The organism is Streptomyces tubbatahanensis (assembly GCF_022699385.1).
Taxonomy (GTDB): Bacteria; Actinomycetota; Actinomycetes; order Streptomycetales; family Streptomycetaceae; genus Streptomyces; species Streptomyces diacarni.
Genome location: NZ_CP093846.1, coordinates 1,302,471 through 1,320,081 on the forward strand (window position 1 = coordinate 1,302,471; position 17,611 = coordinate 1,320,081).

Genomic DNA, 17,611 nt, shown 5'->3' on the forward strand with positions numbered 1-17,611 from the left:
GCTCCGCCCCTCCGCCGGGCGCGCCCCGGTGTCGTCCATGGGCGAGCCGGTCTCACTCGTCTCCGTCGCAGACCTCGCGGTAGGGCACACCGGGCACGTTCTGCTTCCACTCGGCCCGCGTCAGGTTCTTCGGGCGGTGGACCCGGCGGCAGATCGCGTCGGCCAGCTCGTCCGGGTCGAGGCTCATCGTGTGCGAGCGGACCCGGTCTCCGGCCAGGTGCAGAGCGCCCCGCTCGTCGAACGCCACGTCGAGCAGCTCGGCTTCGGCCCCGGGCAGGAGGCCGCCCAGCTTCCGCCTTGAGGGCACGTCCCAGAGCTGGACGCGCTTGTCCTCCACGACGCCGGCGAGCGAGCGGCCGTCCGGGGAGAACCGCAGCCGCGTGGCCTGGCCGTCGGACACCTCGTCCGGGCCAGGCAGGCGCCCCGACCGCTGGGTCGCGTCGTGATTCCACAGCGCGATCCCGTCCGGCTCGCTGACGGCCAGCGTCTGCCCGTCCGGGCTGAAGGCGACGCCGGTCACCTCGGCGGTTCCGAGCGCCCTGGGGTGCGTCTTCCCCGTCCTCGGGTCCACGCGGTCGCCCGAACTCGTCACGAGGACGAGGTCGTCGCCCGTGCCGCCCAGGGCGAGCCAGTGGCCACCGGTGCCCTTCACGGTGCGGGTCTTCTTGCCGGCCGGGACGTCGATGATGTCGATGGACCACGCGCTGCGGCCCTCTCCCGCTGTGCGGCTCACGGCGAGCGTCCGGCCGTCGCTGCTGAAGGCCAGTGCCTCGGCCGAGCCCCGTTTCGGCCCGCCCAGATCGACGAGGCGGTGTTCGGGTTTCCCGTCGCGCAGGTCCTGGATGACGACCTTGAACGACGACCCCGACGGCACTTCGTCGTAGGGGTAGGCCAGCGTCGTGCCGTCGGGGCTGAGCGTGGAGGGCAGTTGGCCCTCTCCGTGGGACGTTCCCAAAGGCGCGCGTGCCCGCGCGGGAAAGTCGTGGAGCGGTCGCGTCGGCGCCGGAGCGTCCGGCTGTTTCTCTCGCTCCGCCGTACCGCGCACCGCCCAGGTCCGCAGGCGGGAGGCGCCCTTGACGGTGTGTGCGGTCACGAGGCTCTCGGCTTCGGGTCCGTAGTGGCTGATGGTGCTCCAGGCCTTCTCCCTGGGGAGGTCCAGCGCCCTGAGGTCCAGCGTGTGCACCGAGGCGCCGTCCACGTAGTGCAGTTCGCGGGCCCGGGAGTCGATGGCGAGCAAGCCGGCGGTGGGCATGGAGACTGCCGACTCGCCCGGCGTGTGCGCCTTGTGCGTGAGCAGGGGGTGGTCCAGGTCGGTGCCGCGGGCCACGACGATGCTGCCGTCGGCCATGGTGGCCACCGTCCGCCCGTCCGCGCTCATGGTGAGGGCTCCGTCGGCCGGCGGCTCACCGGAGGCGTCGTCGGACTCCAGGGTGGTGGTCGACAGCAGCTTCCCCGTCCGGGTGTTCCACGTGGACAGCTCCCCGTTGCTGAGGGTCGCCAGCTTGCCGCCGTCGACGCTGGAGGAGACGGAGGTCGCATCGCCGCACACTTCGGCGTCCCGGGCTCGCAGCTCGGTCGAGCTGCCGTGGGTCAGGTCGTACAGGACCGGGCGGTGGCCTGTGCGGCAGGAGAACAGGTGGCGCCCGTTCTCGGTGAGGGCGGCGTACTCGTCGGGCACCGTGCGCAGGGTGCGGCCGGTGCGGGTGTCGATGACGGAGAGCTCGCTCTCCTCGGTACGGACGAGCATGCGGGCCCCGCCGGTCGCAAGCGCCACGACGCTCTGGCCGGAGGCCAGCGGCTTCCCTGTCCGTTCACCGGTTTCGAGGTCCCGTACCGTGCCGTCACTCGTCGCCGCGTACCTGCCGTCCGCCGCGACCACGGCGAACTCCTCCACCGGCACGCCGCCCGTGCGCAGCGGGAGCCGCTTCTTGGTGCGGACGTCGAAGCGGCCCATGGTGTCGTCCAGCGTTCCCGTCGTCTGGGACACCAGGACGCGGCCGTTGCGGGACAGCGTCCGCGCGATACCTGATTCGAAACCCGACGGCTCTTCCGTGGGGTCCTTGAAGCGGGCCTTCTCGCGCTGCCAGGCCGACTGGTACAGCCCCGCACGCGCCTCGTCGGAAGGAGAGACCCGCCAGGCCGCGATGCTCAGCAGCGCGGCGAGCTCGGGGTCGCTGCCCCGCATGCCCTCGGCCACCGACGCGACATCCCGCGAGGTGGCGCGAGCCCGCTGCTCGTCGTTCGCACGCTGGAACCGCCAGGCGGCGATACTCGCCGCCAGGGCCATCACGAGCAGGACCGCTATCCCGCCGCGCAGCCGGCGGCGCTGACGGTGCCTGCGGGACTCGTGCGCGCGGGCCGCGGCCAGGTACTCACGCTCCAGGCGGTTCGGCCGCAGCGCGGTGTGCGCCGTGGCGGCCTGGTCCAGGGCAGCGCGCAGCACCTTGCCCTGCTGGAGGTGGTCGAGGTCCCGTCCGTCCTCGTCCCACGCCCGCGCCGCCTCGCCCGTCCTGCGCAGTACACGCAGGACGGTGCGGTGTTCGGCGGTCCAGGCAGCCAGCCGGGGCCATGCCCGGTGCAGCGCCGCGCTGGCCGGGCGGACGGACCCGTCGGGCTCGCGGATCAGCACCGACTGCGCGGTGAGGGCGTCCAGCGCCTGCTGGACAGCGGCCGACTCGGCAGCGGGACGGCCCGCCAGCAGTTCCTGCCGGGAGGCGGTGCGCACCCCGTCCTGCGAGCCGTCGGGCGCCTCGCCCGGGACCACGAGCCGCAGCAGGACCTCTTCCGCCGCCTCCTGGGCCGCGGGCTCCAGCCCCCTGAACGCGTGCTCGGCCATCTCGCCCCAGTCCGGCAGGAGCGCGGGGGCGTGTCCGAAGGGATACGGCAGCGCCGCCGCGCGGGCGCCCTGGGACAACAGATCCGTTGCCGGAGCCTCCCGCGCGCCGCCGGCCAGCAGCCCCAGCAGCAGGTCACTCGAGCCTGGCCGGTAGGCAGGGTCCTTGGACAGCGCGGCGCCCACCAAGGACCGCAGCCGTTCGGGGACGGGCGTGAGGTCGGGCTCCAGCTCGGTGACCCGCACGACGATCTCGCCGAGATGCTCACCGTGGAAGGGGGCCTGGCCGCTCGCCGCGAACAGCACGACGGCGCCCCAGGCGAAGACATCGCTCTTCTCATCCGCCCGGGCGCCCCGCAGCACCTCCGGCGCCATGTAGCCGGGTGTGCCCATGACCTTGCCCGTCTCGGTGAGCGACATCTCCTGCGTACGGGCGATTCCGAAGTCGATGACGCGGGGCCCGTCGGGACCGAGCAGCACGTTGGCCGGCTTCAGATCCCGGTGCACCACGGACGCGGCGTGGATGGCGGCCAGCGCGGTGGCGATCCCGGTGGCCAGGCGGACCAGCTCGTCACCGCCCAGCGGGCCGTCCCGGCGGACCGCTGCCTGCAGATCAGGGCCGTTGATGAACTCGCTGACGATGTACGGGGGATCGGCCTGAGGATCCGCGGCCAGCACACGGGCCGTGCAGAAGGACGCGACCTGCTGCGCCGCCTCGACCTCCTTGCGGAATCTGTCCTTGGCGAAGTCCTGTGCCGCGCCCTCCGCCCGCAGAACCTTGACCACACAGCGCTCCCCGGCGCTGTCGTACGCCTCGTAGACCACCCCCTGCCCGCCGGCTCCGAGCAGCGACGCCAGCCAGTAGGGGCCGATGCGCTGCGGGGCGTCGGAGGCCAGCAACTCCCGGCTCGCGCGCCCCTCTTCGGTGGGTGGCATGCGGTACACCTCCGGTCGGCTTGATCCGCCATGATCGTACAGAAGTGAGCACGAGCACCAAGGAGTTGCGACCGGAAGGGCTACCTGCCCGCCAGCACCTGGTCACAGGCCGCGCCCAGGCGCCGGACGCCCTCGACGATGTCGCTCTCCGCCGCCGCGGGCGCGAACGTCACCCTCAGGTGCGGGGCGGGGGATTCCGCGGCGAAGTAGGGGGCGCCGGGCGCGACCGCCACCCCGGCGCGCAGCGCGGCGGCGGCCAGTGTGGCCTCGTCCGTACCGTCCGGGAGCCGCAGCCACAGGTGGTAGCCGCCGCGCGGGGCGTGGTCGAGGTGGAGCGCGGGCACCTCGCGGGCCAGTGCGCCCAGCATGATCTCTCGGCGTATCCGCAACTCCGTGCTCACGGCGCGCAGATGCCGGGCCCAGGCCGGCGCACCGACCAGTTCCAGCGCCGCCTCCTGGAGCGGCCGCGGGACGAAGAAGCTGTCGACGATCTGGATGGCGCGCAACCGCTCCCACACCGGCCCGCGCGCGGCGAGCGCGCCCACGCGCAGGCTGGGCGAGGTCGCCTTGGTCAGGGACCGGATGTGGACGACCACGCCGTCCGGGTCCTCGGCGCACAGCGTGGGCGGCAGCGGGTCCGCGTCCTCGTGCGCGAGGTTCCTGGCGAAGTCGTCCTCCACCACGAAGGCGCCCGCCGCTCGCGCCGTACGCAGCACCTCGCCGCGCCGCAGCGGGCTCAGCACCGCGCCCGTCGGATTCTGGAACAGCGGCTGGCAGACCAGGGCGCGGGCGCCGCTGGCCCTGAACGCCGCCGCCAGCAGATCGGGGCGCACGCCCTCGGAGTCCACGGGAACCGGCACGGGGCGCAGCCCCGAGGCGCGGGCAGCGGCCAGCATGCCGGGGTAGGTGGGCGACTCGACCAGCACGGCGGCCCCCGGGGGCGCCAGCGCGCGCAGCGCGGTGGTGATCGCCGACTGTCCGCCCGCGGTGATCAGGACGTCGCCGGGGGCCACCGTCCCGGCGATCCCGCCGATCTCCCGGGCGAACCAGCCGCGCAGCTCCTCAAGACCCTCGACCGGCGGCCTGCCCCAGGCTCCCGGGCGCCGGGCCGCGCGGGCGAGGGCGGCGGCCAGTGCCTTCTCGGGCTGGAGGCCGGGGGGCAGGTAGCCGCCGTTCAGCTCCAGCACGCCGGGCGGCGGCCTGTCGAGCGTCGCGGTCACACCGCCCGCCTCCACGCTGCGGGGTGCCTGGTCGGCGGAGGCGTCGGCGCTCAGGGCGACCTCCTGCCACGAGGTGTCGCCCCGCTGTCCGCACGCCGCGTCGGCGCGCCGGGCCTCGGCCCTGAACACTCCGGCACCCGGCCTGGTGACGACCAGCCCCTCGGCGGCCAGTACCGCAAGCGCCCGCGAGACGGTCACGGGGCTGGCGCGGAACCGCTGCACGAGAGCCCGGCTGGACGGCAGCTTCTCGCCCGGCGAGTAGCGATCCAGCTCCCCACGCAACCATTCGGCCAGCGCGGCGACACTGCTACGCTCAGACATGAGAGCACAGGATAGCGCTATCGATGAGCCGGGGATAACGGCCCCGCCCCAGGACACCGGCACGGCGGGGGCCACCCACCCGGTGGGAGCCGCCCACCCGGCGGGGGCCACCCACCCGGCGGGTGCGGCCCACCCGGCGGGGACGGGCGGGCCCGACCCAGGCGCGAACGCCGGCGCGGAGCCGGACGCGGGCCCGGCCGCGCCCTCGGACGCGGCCGACCGCTCCGGACCGGCCGGCCGCGCGGAGAAGGCGGGCCGCGCGGAGAAGGCGGGCCGTGCCGGGGTGTGGCTGGCCGTCGCCGGTGTCGTCTGCTTCTCGCTGACCTTCCCCGCCACCGACTGGTCACTGCGCGGGTTCGGTCCCTGGACGGCGACCGCGTTGCGGATGCTGACAGCCGGGCTGATCGCCGCAGCGACGCTGAGGGTGCGGCGGGTGCCGCTGCCCGCCCGCCGGCACTGGGCGGGGCTCGCGGTCGCCGCGTCGGGCGTCGTGATCGGCTTCCCCCTGCTGACGACGCTGGCGTTGCGGACCTCGACGACCTCGCACGCCGCTGTCGTGGTGGGGCTGCTGCCGCTGACCACCGCCGTCTACTCCTCGCTGCGCACCGGAGCGCGGCCCTCGCCCGCCTTCTGGGGGGCCGCGCTGGCGGGCGCCGCGGTGGTGGTCGCCTTCGCGCTGTACCAGAGCGGCGGCGCGCCCGGCGTCGGCGACCTCTTCCTGTGCGGGGCGCTGCTGCTCTGCGCCGCCGGGTACGCCGAGGGCGGCAAGCTGGCACGGGAGCTCCCCGCCGCGCACGTCATCGGCTGGGCGCTGGTGGGCTGCCTGCCGCTGGCCGCCGCGGGCAGCGCCCTCGCGCTGGCGTACGAGCCGGTGGCGCTGACGGGGCAGGCGGCGGTGGGCCTGGCGTGGAGCGCGCTGGGCTCGCAGTTCCTCGGGCTGCTGTTCTGGTACCGGGCGATGGGGCTCGTCGGCGTCTCCAGGACGAGTCAGGTGCAGTTGGCGCAGCCGCTGCTTACGCTGGTATGGGCGGTGCTGCTGCTCGGCGAACGCCTGACTCCCGCCGCACCCGCGGCGGCGCTCGCCGTGCTGGTGTGCATCGTGGTCGTACAGCGCACCCGCGCGTGAGACCGCGCGGCAGGCGGACTCCGAAGAGCGAGTGGAGGTACATGCCATGCGAGCCAACACGGGCGACGAACTGCTGATGCACGGGCGGACCGTGGGACAGCAGGACAGGACGGCGACGATCGTCGAGGTGATGGGCACGAGGGGCGAGCCCCCGTACCGCGTGCGCTTCGACGACGGCCACGAGGCGGTGGTCTCCCCCGGCCCGGACTCCGTGGTGCAGGAACCGCACGGGCAGGGACAGCGCTGAGCCGGCTGGAAGTGCACGCACGGCGCTGAGGCGGATCGGCGCGGCCGCCTGGCGCGGTGCCCGCACCGGGCGCCGCGCCGCACGCGGCTTCGCCGCCCCGGCCCCAGCGCCTCCCCCGACCACGCAGAGCACGCATAGGTGACCTTTCGCACCCGGTCTGCCTCCGGCGTTCCCCCACAGGTAACGTCGGGCGGCGAAGCGGCTGCGCCCGGTGCTCCGAGAGGCCGGCGAACGGCCGCTGCGGACCGTGAAGATCAGCGAAAGGCACGAGGTGACGGAGTCTGTAGCCGGCGTGGAGCGCGTCGGAGTGGTGGGCTGTGGCCAGATGGGTGCGGGCATCGCGGAGGTGTGCGCGCGGTCCGGGCTCGACGTGCTGGTCGCGGAGACGACCGGCGAGGCCCTGGAGATCGGTCGCACCCGGCTGGTCAACTCGCTCGGCAAGGCGGCCGACCGGGGGAAGATGAGCCGTCAGGAGTGCGACGAGACGCTGGAGCGGCTGACCTTCACCACGGATCTGGGCGACTTCGCCGACCGTGACCTCGTCATCGAGGCCGTCATCGAGAACGAGCAGGTCAAGACCGAGATCTTCCAGGTGCTCGACCAGGTGGTGACCAGCCCGGAGGCGATCCTGGCGTCGAACACCTCCTCGATCCCGCTGGTGAAGCTCGCCGTCGCCACCTCGCGCCCCGACCAGGTCATCGGCATCCACTTCTTCAATCCGGCCCCGATACAGCGGCTGGTGGAGCTGATCCCGGCGCTGACGACCGGCGAGGAGACCATCAAGCGCGCCGAGGCGGTCGTCGGCGGGACGCTGGGCAAGCACACCATCCGGGCGCAGGACCGGTCAGGGTTCGTCGTCAACGCGCTGCTGATCCCGTACCTACTCTCCGCCATCCGGATGTTCGAGTCCGGCATCGCCAGCCGCGAGGACATCGACAACGGCATGGAGCTGGGCTGCGCCCACCCCATGGGCCCCCTCAAGCTCGCCGACCTCATCGGTCTCGACACCGTCGCCTCGGTCGCCGACTCGATGTACACGGAGTTCAAGGAGCCGCTGTACGCCGCTCCCCCGCTGCTCCAGCGGATGGTCGACGCGGGCCGCCTGGGCCGCAAGGCGGGCGCCGGCTTCTACGCCTACTCCTGAGCACCCCGACGAGAGGCCTGCCCCGGACCCGGCGGAACGCGGAGATCCAGGGCAGGCGGTAGGTGCCGGACGGTGGGCGCCCGGCGCCGCGGCCGGTTCACACCGCGGGCGTGTCGGCCGTCGGCTCGTCCCCGGGATCGGGGTCGTTCTTGTCCTTCGCCTTGGCAGCGGTGCCGTCCGGAGTGGCCCCGGGCGACGCCTTCGAGGCCTCGTCGGGGAGCGCGGCGGGCTCCGGCTCGACCGGTCCCGAGCCGAGCGCCGCACCGGCCTCGGCCGCCTCACGCACGCCCGCCACGGGCGGCACGCCCGCGCCCGTGCCCGGCGGCGCCCCCGCGCCCGTACCCGGCGCCCCGCCCGGTGGCTGCTCCCTGCCCGGTGGTGGTCCGGCGTCCGGTGGTGCGCCCGCGCCGGGTGGTGCGCCCGGCCGCTCCCCCGGTTTGCGCAGTTTGCGCACCGTCCGCCTGCGCGCCGCGCCGACCGACGTGCGCACGACGGAGAGGGGCTTGGCGACCGACTCCAGCGGTTTGCGTTCGGCGTCCACGCCGAGGAAGGTCTCCGCCAGACCGCCGATGACCATGATGATCGCGCCGACGAGAAACCCGACGTAGAGTCTGCCGCGGTTGCTGCCGTCGCCGATCAGCCAGCCGTACAGGTAGGGGCCCGTCGCCCCCGCGGCCTGCCCGATGGCGAAGAAGAGCGCGATGGCCTTGCCGCGGACCTCCAGCGGGAAGATCTCTCCCGCCGTCAGATAGCCCGAGGACGCGCCGGCCGAGGCGAAGAAGAAGATCACGCACCAGGCGACGGTCTGGGTGGTCGCCGTCAGGACGTTCGCCGCGAACAGGGAGGCGGTCACCGCCAGCGCGCACCCGGAGAAGAGATAGGTGCCGGCGATCAGCCAGCGGCGGCCGACGATGTCGAAGAGGGGGCCCAGCACGATGGGCCCGAGCAGGTTGCCGGCGGCGAAGGCCAGCAGGTACATCGGTGCGCTCGCGGCGGAGACGCCGTAGAACGTGGTGAGCACCAGCGTGTAGGTGAAGAAGATCGCGTTGTAGAGGAACGACTGGGTGATCATCAGGGTCGAGGCCAGCACGGCGCGCTTGGGGTACTCCCTGAAGAGCACCCGCAGCAGCGTCACGTAGGTGCTGTGCGCCGACTCGCTGATCTCGATGGCGTCCTTCTCGTCGACCGGCGGCAGCTTCTTGCCGTGCCGGCGCACCGCCTCCTCGATGCGGCCGATCGCGGCCTCCGCCTCGGCCTCCCTCCCGTTCATGATCAGCCAGCGTGGACTCTCCGGCAGATGGCGGCGTACGAACAGCACGGAGAAGCCGAGCACCGGGCCGAGCAGGAAGCCGATGCGCCAGGCGACGGTGTCGTCGAAGTAGGCGAGGATCATCAGCTCGGCGAGGGTGCCGACGATGGCGCCCGCCCAGTAGGTGCCGTTGACCAGCAGGTCGACCCGGCCGCGGAAGCGGGCGGGCATCATCTCCTGGATGGCCGAGTTGATGGCGGCGTACTCCCCGCCGATGCCGGTGCCGGCGACGAAGCGGGTCAGGTACAGGTAGGCGTCCCAGCCGGGGCCCTGTCCGTAGGTCAGCGCGGTCATGCCGCTGCCGAACAGGTAGACGCCGAACGTGAGCAGGAAGAGCTTCCGGCGCCCGAACCTGTCGGCCATCCGCCCGAAGAAGAGCGCCCCCGTCACCTGTCCGACCAGGTAGACGGTCGCGATCAGACCCGCTTCGCTGGAGGACAGCCCAAGGGTGTCCTCCTGGGTGAGGATCGAGGTGACCGAGCTGGCGACCGTGATCTCCAGCCCGTCGAGGATCCACGCACAGCCCAGCGCCGCGATCATCTTCGTGTGGAAGCCGGACCAGGGCATCCGGTCGATACGTGCAGGGATCAGGCTGCGGAGCGGAGCGTCCGCCGGACGGGATGATGAGTTCGCTGCTGCCACCTCGTCACCCGTAACCAGCCCTGACCCCGCATCAGGGACTCGACCGGTCATCTCACCCGAAAAGATGAGGCGTCGCGGGGGCACGGCGAAGGGGACACCCGCCGGTGGCGCATGTCCCCTTCGTGTCCCCCGGCGCACGCCGGGGGCTGCCCGTTCTCAGGCCCCGCGCAGCACCGCGCCGGTGCGCTCGACGGCCTCGGCCACGGCCGCGTCCCGCGCGCTCGAGGCCTCCTCCGCCTTCAGCGTCCGGTCGAAGGCACGGAAGCGCAGCGCGTAGGCGAGCGACTTGCGGCCCGCACCGAGTTGTTCGCCGGTGAAGACGTCGAACAGCCGCAGCGACTCCAGCAGCTCGCCGGCGCCCGCGCGCAGCGCGCTCTCCACCTCGGCGGCCGGCACCGAGGCGTCCACCACCAGGGCCACGTCCTGGGTGGCGACCGGGAACGTGGACACGTGCGGGGCGCGCACCGCGCCCGCGCCCGCGCGCTCCACCAGGTCGAGGTCGAGCTCCATCGCACAGGTGCGCGGCGGCAGCCCGAGCGCCTTGAGCGCGCGCGGGTGCAGCTCACCTGCGTGGCCCGCCAGGGTGCGGTTGCCGTCGATCTCGACGTGGAGCGCGGCGCACCGGCCCGGGTGCCAGGGCACGTACTGGCCGCTCTCCAGCGTCAGCTCGACGCCCGCCTCCGCGGCCACGGTGCGGGCCGCCTCGATGGCGTCGGCCCAGTCGGCGGGGCGGCCCCCGCCCCACCAGCCGGCCCGCTCGCGGGCGCCCGCCAGGACGACCGCCACGTGCCGGGGCTGCTCGGGCAGCGCACCGTCCAGGGAGGCCACCTGCTCGTCGGTGGGCCGCTGGGTGACGGGCAGCCGCTCGGCGACCGTCTCGGTGCCGGTCGGCAGGAACACCAGCCCGGTCTCGAACAGCGCCAGGTCGTGGCTGCCGCGCCCGTCGTTGCGGCGCAGGGCGCCCAGCAGGCCTGGCAGCAGCGTGGTGCGCAGCCCGGGCTCCTCGTCGGAGAGCGGGTTGACCAGCTGGACGGTGCGGCGGCGCGCGTCGCCCGGCTCCAGGCCGAGCTGGTCGAAGACGGCTTCGCCCACGAACGGGTACGACGGTGCCTCGACGTAGCCGGCACCCGCCAGGGCCCGGCCCACGCGGCGGTGCAGCCGCTGCCGCTCGGTCAGCCCACGGCCCGGCAGCGGCCTGGGCAGAGTGGCGGGCAGGTTCTCGTAGCCCTCCAGGCGGATGACCTCTTCGGCCAGGTCGTTGGGGTCGGTCAGGTCGGGCCGCCAGGACGGCACGGTGACCGTCAGCTCCTCGGGACCCTCGGTGGACCGCTCGCCGCCTTCCAGCGCGCTCGGGCCGACATCCCCGTAGACGTCGCAGCCGACCTGCTGGAGGCGGCGCACGACGGTCTCGCGCCCGTAGCCGACGCCCGCGACCCTGTCGGGGTGGTCGGCGGCCATCCGGATGGTGCGCGGGCCCGAGGGGGTGCGGATCTCGGTGACGCCGGGCTCCGCGGTGCCGCCGGCCAGCAGCACCAGCAGATCGACGGTGCGCTGCGCCGCGGCGGCCGCCGCCTCCGGGTCGACGCCCCGCTCGAAGCGGCGGGACGCCTCGGAGGAGAGCTTGTGGCGGCGCGCGGTGCGGGCCACCCGTACCTGGTCGAAGTGGGCGGCCTCGATCACCACGTCCGTGGTGCGCTGCGCCTCGCCGCCCTCGCCGTCGGCGATCTCGGTGTGGGCGCCGCCCATGACGCCCGCGAGGCCGATGGGGCCGCGGTCGTCGGTGATGACCAGGTCCTCGGGGTCCAGGACGCGTGCCACGCCGTCGAGCGTGGTCAGCTTCTCCCCGCCGCGGGCCCCGCGCACCCCGATGGGCCCCTCGACGCGGTGGCGGTCGTAGGCGTGCAGCGGCTGGCCCAGCTCCAGCATCACGTAGTTGGTGATGTCGACCGGCAGCGAGACCGGGCGCATGCCGGCCTTCTGGAGCCTGCGCTTGAGCCAGATCGGCGAGATGGCGCCGGGGCGCAGCCCGGACACCGTGCGGGCGGTGAACCGGTCGCAGCCCAGCGGTTCTGCGACCTCCACGGCGTACCCGTGCGCGTTGGGCGTGGCCACGTCCAGCAGTGCCGGGTCGCGCAGCGGCACCCCGTAGGCGGTGGCCGTCTCGCGGGCCAGGCCGCGCATCGACAGGCAGTAGCCGCGGTCGGGGGTGACGGCGATGTCGAGGACCTCGTCGACGAGTTCCAGCAGCTCGATGGCGTCGGCGCCCACCTCGGCCTCGGGCGGCAGCACCATGATCCCGTCGTGGTCCTCGCCCATGCCCAGCTCACGCTCGGAGCAGATCATGCCCTCGGAGACGTGCCCGTAGGTCTTGCGGGCGCTGATCTCGAACCCGCCGGGCAGCACGGCGCCCGGCAGCACGACGACGACGTTGTCGCCGACGGCGAAGTTGGTGGCTCCGCAGACGATGTTCTGCGGGTCCTCAGGGCCCCGGCCGACATCCACCTGGCAGTAGCGGATGGGTTTCTTGAAGCCGGTCAGCTCCTCGATGGCCAGCACCCGGCCCACCACCAGCGGACCGGTGAGACCGGCTCCGGTCTGCTCGACCGTCTCGACCTCGAGACCGGCCGCGATCAGCCTGGCCGCGACGTCCCGGCCGGACTCGGAGGCCGGCACCTCGACGTACTCCCGGAGCCACGACAGCGGCGCCCGCATCAGATCTCCATCCCGAACGGCCTGGTGAAGCGCACGTCACCCTCGACCATGTCTCGCATGTCCTCGACGTTGTGGCGGAACATCAGCATCCGCTCGATGCCGAACCCGAAGGCGAACCCGCTGTAGCGCTCCGGGTCGACGCCGCAGGCCGTCAGCACCCGCGGGTTGACCATGCCGCAGCCGCCCAGCTCGATCCAGCCCTCGCTGGAGCAGGTGCGGCACGGGTTGTCCGGGTCTCCCACGGACGCGCCCCGGCACACGAAGCACACCATGTCCATCTCGGCGGACGGCTCGGTGAAGGGGAAGTAGGAGGGCCGCAGCCGCGTGCCCAGGCCCTCGCCGAACAGCGCCCGCACCATGTGGTCGAGCGTGCCCCGCAGATCGGCCATGGTCAGGCCCTCGTCGATGGCCAGCAGCTCGACCTGGCCGAAGACGGGGGTGTGCGTGGCGTCCAGCTCGTCGGTGCGGTACACGCGGCCCGGGCAGATGACGTAGACCGGCAGCTCGCGCGCCAGCAGCGACCGGATCTGCACCGGCGAGGTGTGGGTGCGCAGCACGACGCCGGAGTCCTCCTCGGTCGGCGAGCCGTCCCGGCCGCGCACGAAGAAGGTGTCCTGCATGGTGCGGGCCGGGTGGTCGGGCCCGATGTTGAGGGCGTCGAAGTTCAGCCACTCGGCCTCGACCTCGGGGCCCTCGGCCACCTCGTAGCCCATCGCGACGAAGACGTCCTCGATGCGCTCCGAGAGCGTCGTCAGCGGGTGGCGGGCGCCGGCGGGGCGGCGGTCGTAGGGCAGCGTGACATCCACGGCCTCCTCGACCAGCACCCGCTCGTCGCGCTCGCGCTCCAGCTCTTCCTGGCGGGCCTTGAGCGCCTTGCTGACCGCGCCCCGCGCCTGCCCGACACGCTTGCCCGCCTCGGCCTTCGCGTGCGGGGGCAGAGCGCCGATCTCGCGGTTGGCCAGCGCCAGCGGGGAGCGGTCGCCCGCGTGGGCCACCTTCACCTCGCGCAGTGCCTCCAGATCACCGGCCGCCGCGACGGCGGCGAGCGCCTCGTCGGTGGCCCGGTCGATCTCTTCCGGTTTCAGTGCCTCGACCTCGACAGGGTCGTACGACTTGTTGGGTGCCGACATCTCTTCCCGTGGTTTCCGATTTGTCTCCCAGCTGTCGCTGGGAGGTGCCCCCTGGCTGCGCCCCGTCCCGGACATGCGTGCCGGGGCCCGAGTCTACGGGGGTGTGCCTGCGGGCGGGTAAGCGGAGGCCGGAGCTGCGGCCTCGGGTCAGGTTCCGGGGTGGGCCCGTGCGCGCCGTGTGCTCGCGGATCCGCGGATCGGATCCGTCAGGCCAGGAAGGCCGGGGCGCCCACGGGCAGGGTAAATCGGAACCGGGCGCCGCCCACGGGCGCCCGCTCGACCGTGATCACGCCGCCGTGTGCCTCGACGATGCCCTTGACGATGTAGAGGCCCAGGCCCGTGCCGCCGCGCCTGCTGCCCCGCCAGAAACGGGTGAACACACGGCTCATGGACTCCTCCGGAATGCCGGGCCCCTCGTCGCTGACCGTGACGGTCGTGGCCTTCTCCCCAGGCCCCCCGGGCTCGCCGAGCCCTGCTGGGTTTCCTGGCTTCCCCGGATCGCGCGAGGACGAGGCGGGTCGTACCTCGATGGTGACAGTTCCCTCGCCGTGCCGCACCGCGTTTTCCAGCAGGTTGCCGAGCACCTGGTCGATCTTGTCCGGGTCCGCCCACAGGTCGGGCAGGTCGGCCGCGATCTCGACCGCGAAGCGGGAGTCCGGCTCGCCCGCCGCGAGGTGGGCGCCCACGTGCCGCCGCACGGCCCTGGCGATGTCCAGCCGCTGGCGGCGCACCTCCAGCCGCCCCGAGTCGATGCGGGAGATGTCCAGCAGCTCGGCGATCAGGCGGGTGACGCGGCCCGCGTCCGCGTCGACGGTCTGGAGCATCAGCCGCTTCTGGTCGTCGGTGAACCGCTCCCACTTGGCCAGCAGGGTGGCGGTGAAGCCCTTGACGGACGTGAGGGGCGAGCGCAGCTCGTGGGCGACGGTGGCGATCAGCTCGGCGTGGCTGCGCTCGGTGCGCCGCCGCGCCTCGGTGCCGCGCAGGGTGACGACGACGCGCTGGACGGGGCCCCGCGCCCGCGCGCGGACGTACCGCGCCGAGACGAGCACCTCGTGCCCGCCAGGCAGCAGCAGGTTCCGCTCGGGGTGCCCGTTGCTGATCGCCAGGCCGCCGTAGGGATCGGTCAGCCGCCACCAGCGGCGTCCGTCGAGGTCCTCCAGCGGCAGCACGACGGGCAGCGGACTGCCCAGCGCCTCGCCGGGCTCCCGGCCTGTGAGGCGGGCCGCCGCCGCGTTGAAGCAGACGACCTCGCCGTCGGCGTCGGCGACCACGAGCCCGTCGGGCAGTTCTTCGGGGTTCACATCCATCCCGTACCGCCCCTTTCCGACACCGTCCCGCCACCCGGGGCCGACACCCTACTAGCTCAGGGTGACCGCGCGGCACCCTCACCGTGCGGGCCGGCACCGCGCGCGGCCACCGCGCGCGGTCACCGGGTGCGCTGGGCGCGCGCCGAGGCGTAGAGGCAGACGGCCGCCGCCGTGGCGAGGTTGAGGCTCTCCGCGCGGCCGTGCAGGGGCACCCGCACGACGGTGTCGGCCAGCGCGCGGGTCTCCTCCGGCAGCCCCCAGGCCTCGTTGCCGAAGACCCAGGCCGTCGGCCCGGCCATCGACCCCGCGTCCAGCTCCTCGTCCAGATCCCGCTCCCCCGCGCCGTCGGCGGCCAGCACCCGCACAGCCGCGCCGGCCAGCTGACGCAGCGCCTCCTCGACGGGCACACCGACGGCGACCGGCAGGTGGAAGAGCGAACCGGCCGACGAGCGCACGGCCTTCGGGTTGTAGACGTCGACGGACGCGTCGGTCAGCACCACGGCGTCGGCCCCCGCCGCGTCGGCGCAGCGCAGGACAGTGCCCGCGTTGCCCGGGTCGCGTACGTGGGCGAGGACGGCCACAAGGCGCGGCCTGGCCGCCGCGATCTCCTCCAGGGGCCGGTCGAGGAAGCGGCAGAGCCCGACGATGCCCTGCGGGGTGACGGTGTCGGCCATCTCGCCGATCACCTCGTCGGAGGCCGTGAGGACCGGCAGGCGTGCCGCGCGGGCCGCCCGCAGGATGTCCGCGTGCCGCTCGGCGGCCTCGGGCGTCACGTACACCTCGACCAGGTGGTCCAGCGCCTCCCGCACGGCCTGCGGCCCCTCGGCGAGGAACCGCCGCTCCTTGGTGCGGAAGCTGCGCTTGCCGAGCCTGCGCGCGGCGGTGACACGGGGCGAGCGCAGGGAGGTCAACTCGGGCGGCATCAGGGGGTTCGCTCACTTTCGGAAGAGTGCGAAGGAGGGGGCCACACGACCCGGCCGCCACACACACTTCTCGCCGCCGTGGAAGCGCCCCCGTGCGCAGCAGGGGGCGAAAACCACGACGGCGAGAGGCCGAAGCCCCCTGCCCGAGGGCCGGGGGAGGAAGGCCGGGCGGTTCAGCCGGCGAGCGCGCTCACCGGCGCGGCCGCAGGTGTTCAGGCGGCCTTCGGGGCGTTCACATCGCTCGGCAGCGCCTTCTGCGCGACCTCGACCAGCGCGGTGAAAGCAGCCGCGTCGTTGACCGCGAGGTCGGCCAGCATCTTGCGGTCGACCTCGATGGAGGCGGCCTTCAGACCCTGGATGAAGCGGTTGTAGGTGATGCCGTTGGCGCGGGCAGCGGCGTTGATCCGCTGGATCCACAGCTGACGGAAGTCGCCCTTGCGCTTCTTGCGGTCGTTGTAGTTGTAGACGTAGGAGTGGGTGACCTGCTCCTTCGCCTTGCGGTACAGGCGGGAACGCTGACCGCGGTAGCCGCTGGCCTGCTCCAGGATCGCCCGGCGCTTCTTCTGAGCGTTTACTGCCCGCTTGACGCGTGCCACGTGATTACTCCTTGTTGGGGGGCCGGGAGGCGGTCTGCCCGGCGTCGCCGTTCAGCGCTCGACGCCGTCCGCTCCGACCCGGATCGATGGGGTCCCGGTCGAGCGGGGTCTTACTTGCCGAGAAGCTTCTTGATCTTCTTGGCGTCCGCCGGGGCCGCTTCGGTCTTACCGGCAAGGCGACGCGTCAGCGTGGACGGCTTGTGCTCGAGAAGGTGGCGGCGGCCGGCGCGCTGGCGCATCACCTTGCCGGAGCCGGTGACCTTGAAGCGCTTGCGGGCACCACTGTGCGTCTTGTTCTTCGGCATGTCGCCGTTTCACTCCTCGTCAGTGACGCTTCCGGATCGCCGCGCGGGCAGGCGGAAGCGTCAGTTGTTCCGTGTCGGTTCCGGGGCGGTGCCCCGGGAGGGCTCACGCCTCGGCGGTCTCCTCGGCGGGCGCCTCGGCGGGAGCAGACCCCTGCTGGCGCTCCGCCTTGCGGGCCGCCTGGGCCTCGCGGGCCTCGGCCATGGCCTCGGTCTTCTTCTTGTGCGGACCGAGAACCATGATCATGTTGCGGCCGTCCTGCTTCGGGTTGGACTCCACGAAGCCCAGGTCGGCCACGTCGTCAGCGAGCCGCTGGAGCAGTCGGAAGCCCAGCTCGGGGCGGGACTGCTCACGACCGCGGAACATGATCGTGATCTTGACCTTGTCACCCTGCTTGAGGAACCGGACGACGTGACCCTTCTTGGTGTCGTAGTCGTGCGGATCGATCTTCGGCCGGAGCTTCATTTCCTTGATGACCGTGTGCGCCTGGTTCTTGCGCGCTTCACGGGCCTTCATGGCCGACTCGTACTTGAACTTGCCGTAGTCCATGAGCTTGCACACCGGCGGGCGGGCGTTCGCCGCCACCTCGACCAGGTCGAGGTCGTATTCCTGTGCGAGTTCAAGGGCCTTGGCAAGCGGCACGATGCCGACCTGCTCGCCGCTGGGACCGACGAGTCGCACCTCGGGGACGCGAATCCGGTCGTTGATGCGGGGCTCGGCGCTGATGGGGCCTCCTCGGGTACACCGCGCGACCGTCTGGCGGACGACCGCGCACGAGTCTGTAATGAGTGGTGACCCCCGCCGCAGAAAGCGCAAAGCGCCCCGGACGGGTCACAGGCGGGGCTCCTCACAGACCGGGAGC

General features: G+C 73.2%; 13 protein-coding genes. 3 read left to right on the forward strand and 10 right to left on the reverse strand.

Going from position 1 to position 17,611, the window contains the following annotated elements:
- Nucleotides 1-52 precede the first annotated feature (52 nt).
- Together MMF93_RS05605 and MMF93_RS05610 are read right to left on the reverse strand one after the other, a co-directional pair.
- On the reverse strand, nucleotides 53-3,769 hold the full coding sequence (locus MMF93_RS05605; protein ID WP_242749948.1) for a WD40 repeat domain-containing serine/threonine-protein kinase: 3,717 nt from the start codon (nucleotides 3,767-3,769) through the stop codon (nucleotides 53-55).
- 80 nt (nucleotides 3,770-3,849) lie between these two features.
- Complete coding sequence (locus tag MMF93_RS05610; RefSeq protein ID WP_242749949.1) at nucleotides 3,850-5,310, reverse strand: aminotransferase-like domain-containing protein; 1,461 nt, start codon at nucleotides 5,308-5,310, stop codon at nucleotides 3,850-3,852.
- Here MMF93_RS05610 and MMF93_RS05615 point away from each other — a divergent pair.
- The 3 genes from MMF93_RS05615 (at nucleotide 5,309) to MMF93_RS05625 (ending at nucleotide 7,827) form a co-directional block, all read left to right on the forward strand.
- The gene (locus MMF93_RS05615) at nucleotides 5,309-6,436 is read left to right on the forward strand and encodes a DMT family transporter (RefSeq protein ID WP_341483236.1); all 1,128 of its coding nucleotides are present in this window, start codon (nucleotides 5,309-5,311) and stop codon (nucleotides 6,434-6,436) included. The two genes, MMF93_RS05610 and MMF93_RS05615, sit on opposite strands and share 2 nt — an antisense overlap.
- 46 nt (nucleotides 6,437-6,482) lie before the next feature.
- On the forward strand, nucleotides 6,483-6,683 hold the full coding sequence (locus MMF93_RS05620) for a DUF1918 domain-containing protein (RefSeq protein WP_242749950.1): 201 nt from the start codon (nucleotides 6,483-6,485) through the stop codon (nucleotides 6,681-6,683).
- A gap of 271 nt (nucleotides 6,684-6,954) precedes the next feature.
- Nucleotides 6,955-7,827, forward strand: a complete 873-nt coding sequence (locus MMF93_RS05625) for a 3-hydroxybutyryl-CoA dehydrogenase (RefSeq protein WP_181860781.1) — start codon at nucleotides 6,955-6,957, stop codon at nucleotides 7,825-7,827.
- A 97-nt stretch (nucleotides 7,828-7,924) separates the two neighbouring features.
- Here MMF93_RS05625 and MMF93_RS05630 read toward each other — a convergent pair whose 3' ends face one another.
- The 8 genes from MMF93_RS05630 to infC all read right to left on the reverse strand — a co-directional run bounded on the left by MMF93_RS05630 (nucleotide 7,925) and on the right by infC (nucleotide 17,535).
- On the reverse strand, nucleotides 7,925-9,703 hold the full coding sequence (locus tag MMF93_RS05630) for an MFS transporter (RefSeq protein ID WP_274709426.1): 1,779 nt from the start codon (nucleotides 9,701-9,703) through the stop codon (nucleotides 7,925-7,927).
- A gap of 231 nt (nucleotides 9,704-9,934) precedes the next feature.
- Nucleotides 9,935-12,490, reverse strand: a complete 2,556-nt coding sequence (pheT, locus tag MMF93_RS05635; protein ID WP_242749951.1) for a phenylalanine--tRNA ligase subunit beta — start codon at nucleotides 12,488-12,490, stop codon at nucleotides 9,935-9,937.
- Nucleotides 12,490-13,620 carry a phenylalanine--tRNA ligase subunit alpha gene (gene pheS, locus MMF93_RS05640; RefSeq protein ID WP_242749952.1) on the reverse strand — a complete coding sequence of 377 codons (1,131 nt, stop codon included), beginning with the start codon at nucleotides 13,618-13,620 and terminating at the stop codon, nucleotides 12,490-12,492. Before pheS ends, pheT begins: the two co-directional genes overlap by 1 nt.
- 206 nt (nucleotides 13,621-13,826) lie before the next feature.
- Nucleotides 13,827-14,927, reverse strand: coding sequence for an ATP-binding protein (locus MMF93_RS05645; protein ID WP_242749953.1), 1,101 nt, complete (start codon nucleotides 14,925-14,927; stop codon nucleotides 13,827-13,829).
- A 119-nt stretch (nucleotides 14,928-15,046) separates the two neighbouring features.
- Nucleotides 15,047-15,850 (reverse strand): TrmH family RNA methyltransferase, encoded by an 804-nt coding sequence (locus MMF93_RS05650; protein WP_242749954.1) that lies wholly within the window; start codon nucleotides 15,848-15,850, stop codon nucleotides 15,047-15,049.
- A 212-nt stretch (nucleotides 15,851-16,062) separates the two neighbouring features.
- Nucleotides 16,063-16,446, reverse strand: a complete 384-nt coding sequence (gene rplT, locus MMF93_RS05655) for a 50S ribosomal protein L20 (RefSeq protein WP_114020547.1) — start codon at nucleotides 16,444-16,446, stop codon at nucleotides 16,063-16,065.
- Nucleotides 16,447-16,556: 110 nt separating this feature from the next.
- The gene (gene rpmI / locus MMF93_RS05660) at nucleotides 16,557-16,751 is read right to left on the reverse strand and encodes a 50S ribosomal protein L35 (RefSeq protein ID WP_019360090.1); all 195 of its coding nucleotides are present in this window, start codon (nucleotides 16,749-16,751) and stop codon (nucleotides 16,557-16,559) included.
- A gap of 103 nt (nucleotides 16,752-16,854) precedes the next feature.
- Nucleotides 16,855-17,535, reverse strand: a complete 681-nt coding sequence (gene infC, locus MMF93_RS05665; protein WP_242757280.1) for a translation initiation factor IF-3 — start codon at nucleotides 17,533-17,535, stop codon at nucleotides 16,855-16,857.
- Between the last annotated feature and the right edge of the window lie 76 nt (nucleotides 17,536-17,611).

What these genes read in the sequence shown, in the direction of transcription:
- MMF93_RS05620 (WP_242749950.1), top strand. Translation starts at nt 6,483, where the DNA reads ATGCGAGCCAACACGGGCGACGAACTGCTGATGCACGGGCGGACCGTG.
- MMF93_RS05630 (WP_274709426.1), bottom strand. Translation starts at nt 9,703, where the DNA reads ATGCCCTGGTCCGGCTTCCACACGAAGATGATCGCGGCGCTGGGCTGT.
- MMF93_RS05645 (WP_242749953.1), bottom strand. Translation starts at nt 14,927, where the DNA reads ATGGATGTGAACCCCGAAGAACTGCCCGACGGGCTCGTGGTCGCCGAC.
- MMF93_RS05610 (WP_242749949.1), bottom strand. Translation starts at nt 5,310, where the DNA reads ATGTCTGAGCGTAGCAGTGTCGCCGCGCTGGCCGAATGGTTGCGTGGG.
- MMF93_RS05615 (WP_341483236.1), top strand. Translation starts at nt 5,309, where the DNA reads ATGAGAGCACAGGATAGCGCTATCGATGAGCCGGGGATAACGGCCCCG.
- pheS (WP_242749952.1), bottom strand. Translation starts at nt 13,620, where the DNA reads ATGTCGGCACCCAACAAGTCGTACGACCCTGTCGAGGTCGAGGCACTG.
- rpmI (WP_019360090.1), bottom strand. Translation starts at nt 16,751, where the DNA reads ATGCCGAAGAACAAGACGCACAGTGGTGCCCGCAAGCGCTTCAAGGTC.
- pheT (WP_242749951.1), bottom strand. Translation starts at nt 12,490, where the DNA reads ATGCGGGCGCCGCTGTCGTGGCTCCGGGAGTACGTCGAGGTGCCGGCC.
- MMF93_RS05650 (WP_242749954.1), bottom strand. Translation starts at nt 15,850, where the DNA reads ATGCCGCCCGAGTTGACCTCCCTGCGCTCGCCCCGTGTCACCGCCGCG.
- MMF93_RS05605 (WP_242749948.1), bottom strand. Translation starts at nt 3,769, where the DNA reads ATGCCACCCACCGAAGAGGGGCGCGCGAGCCGGGAGTTGCTGGCCTCC.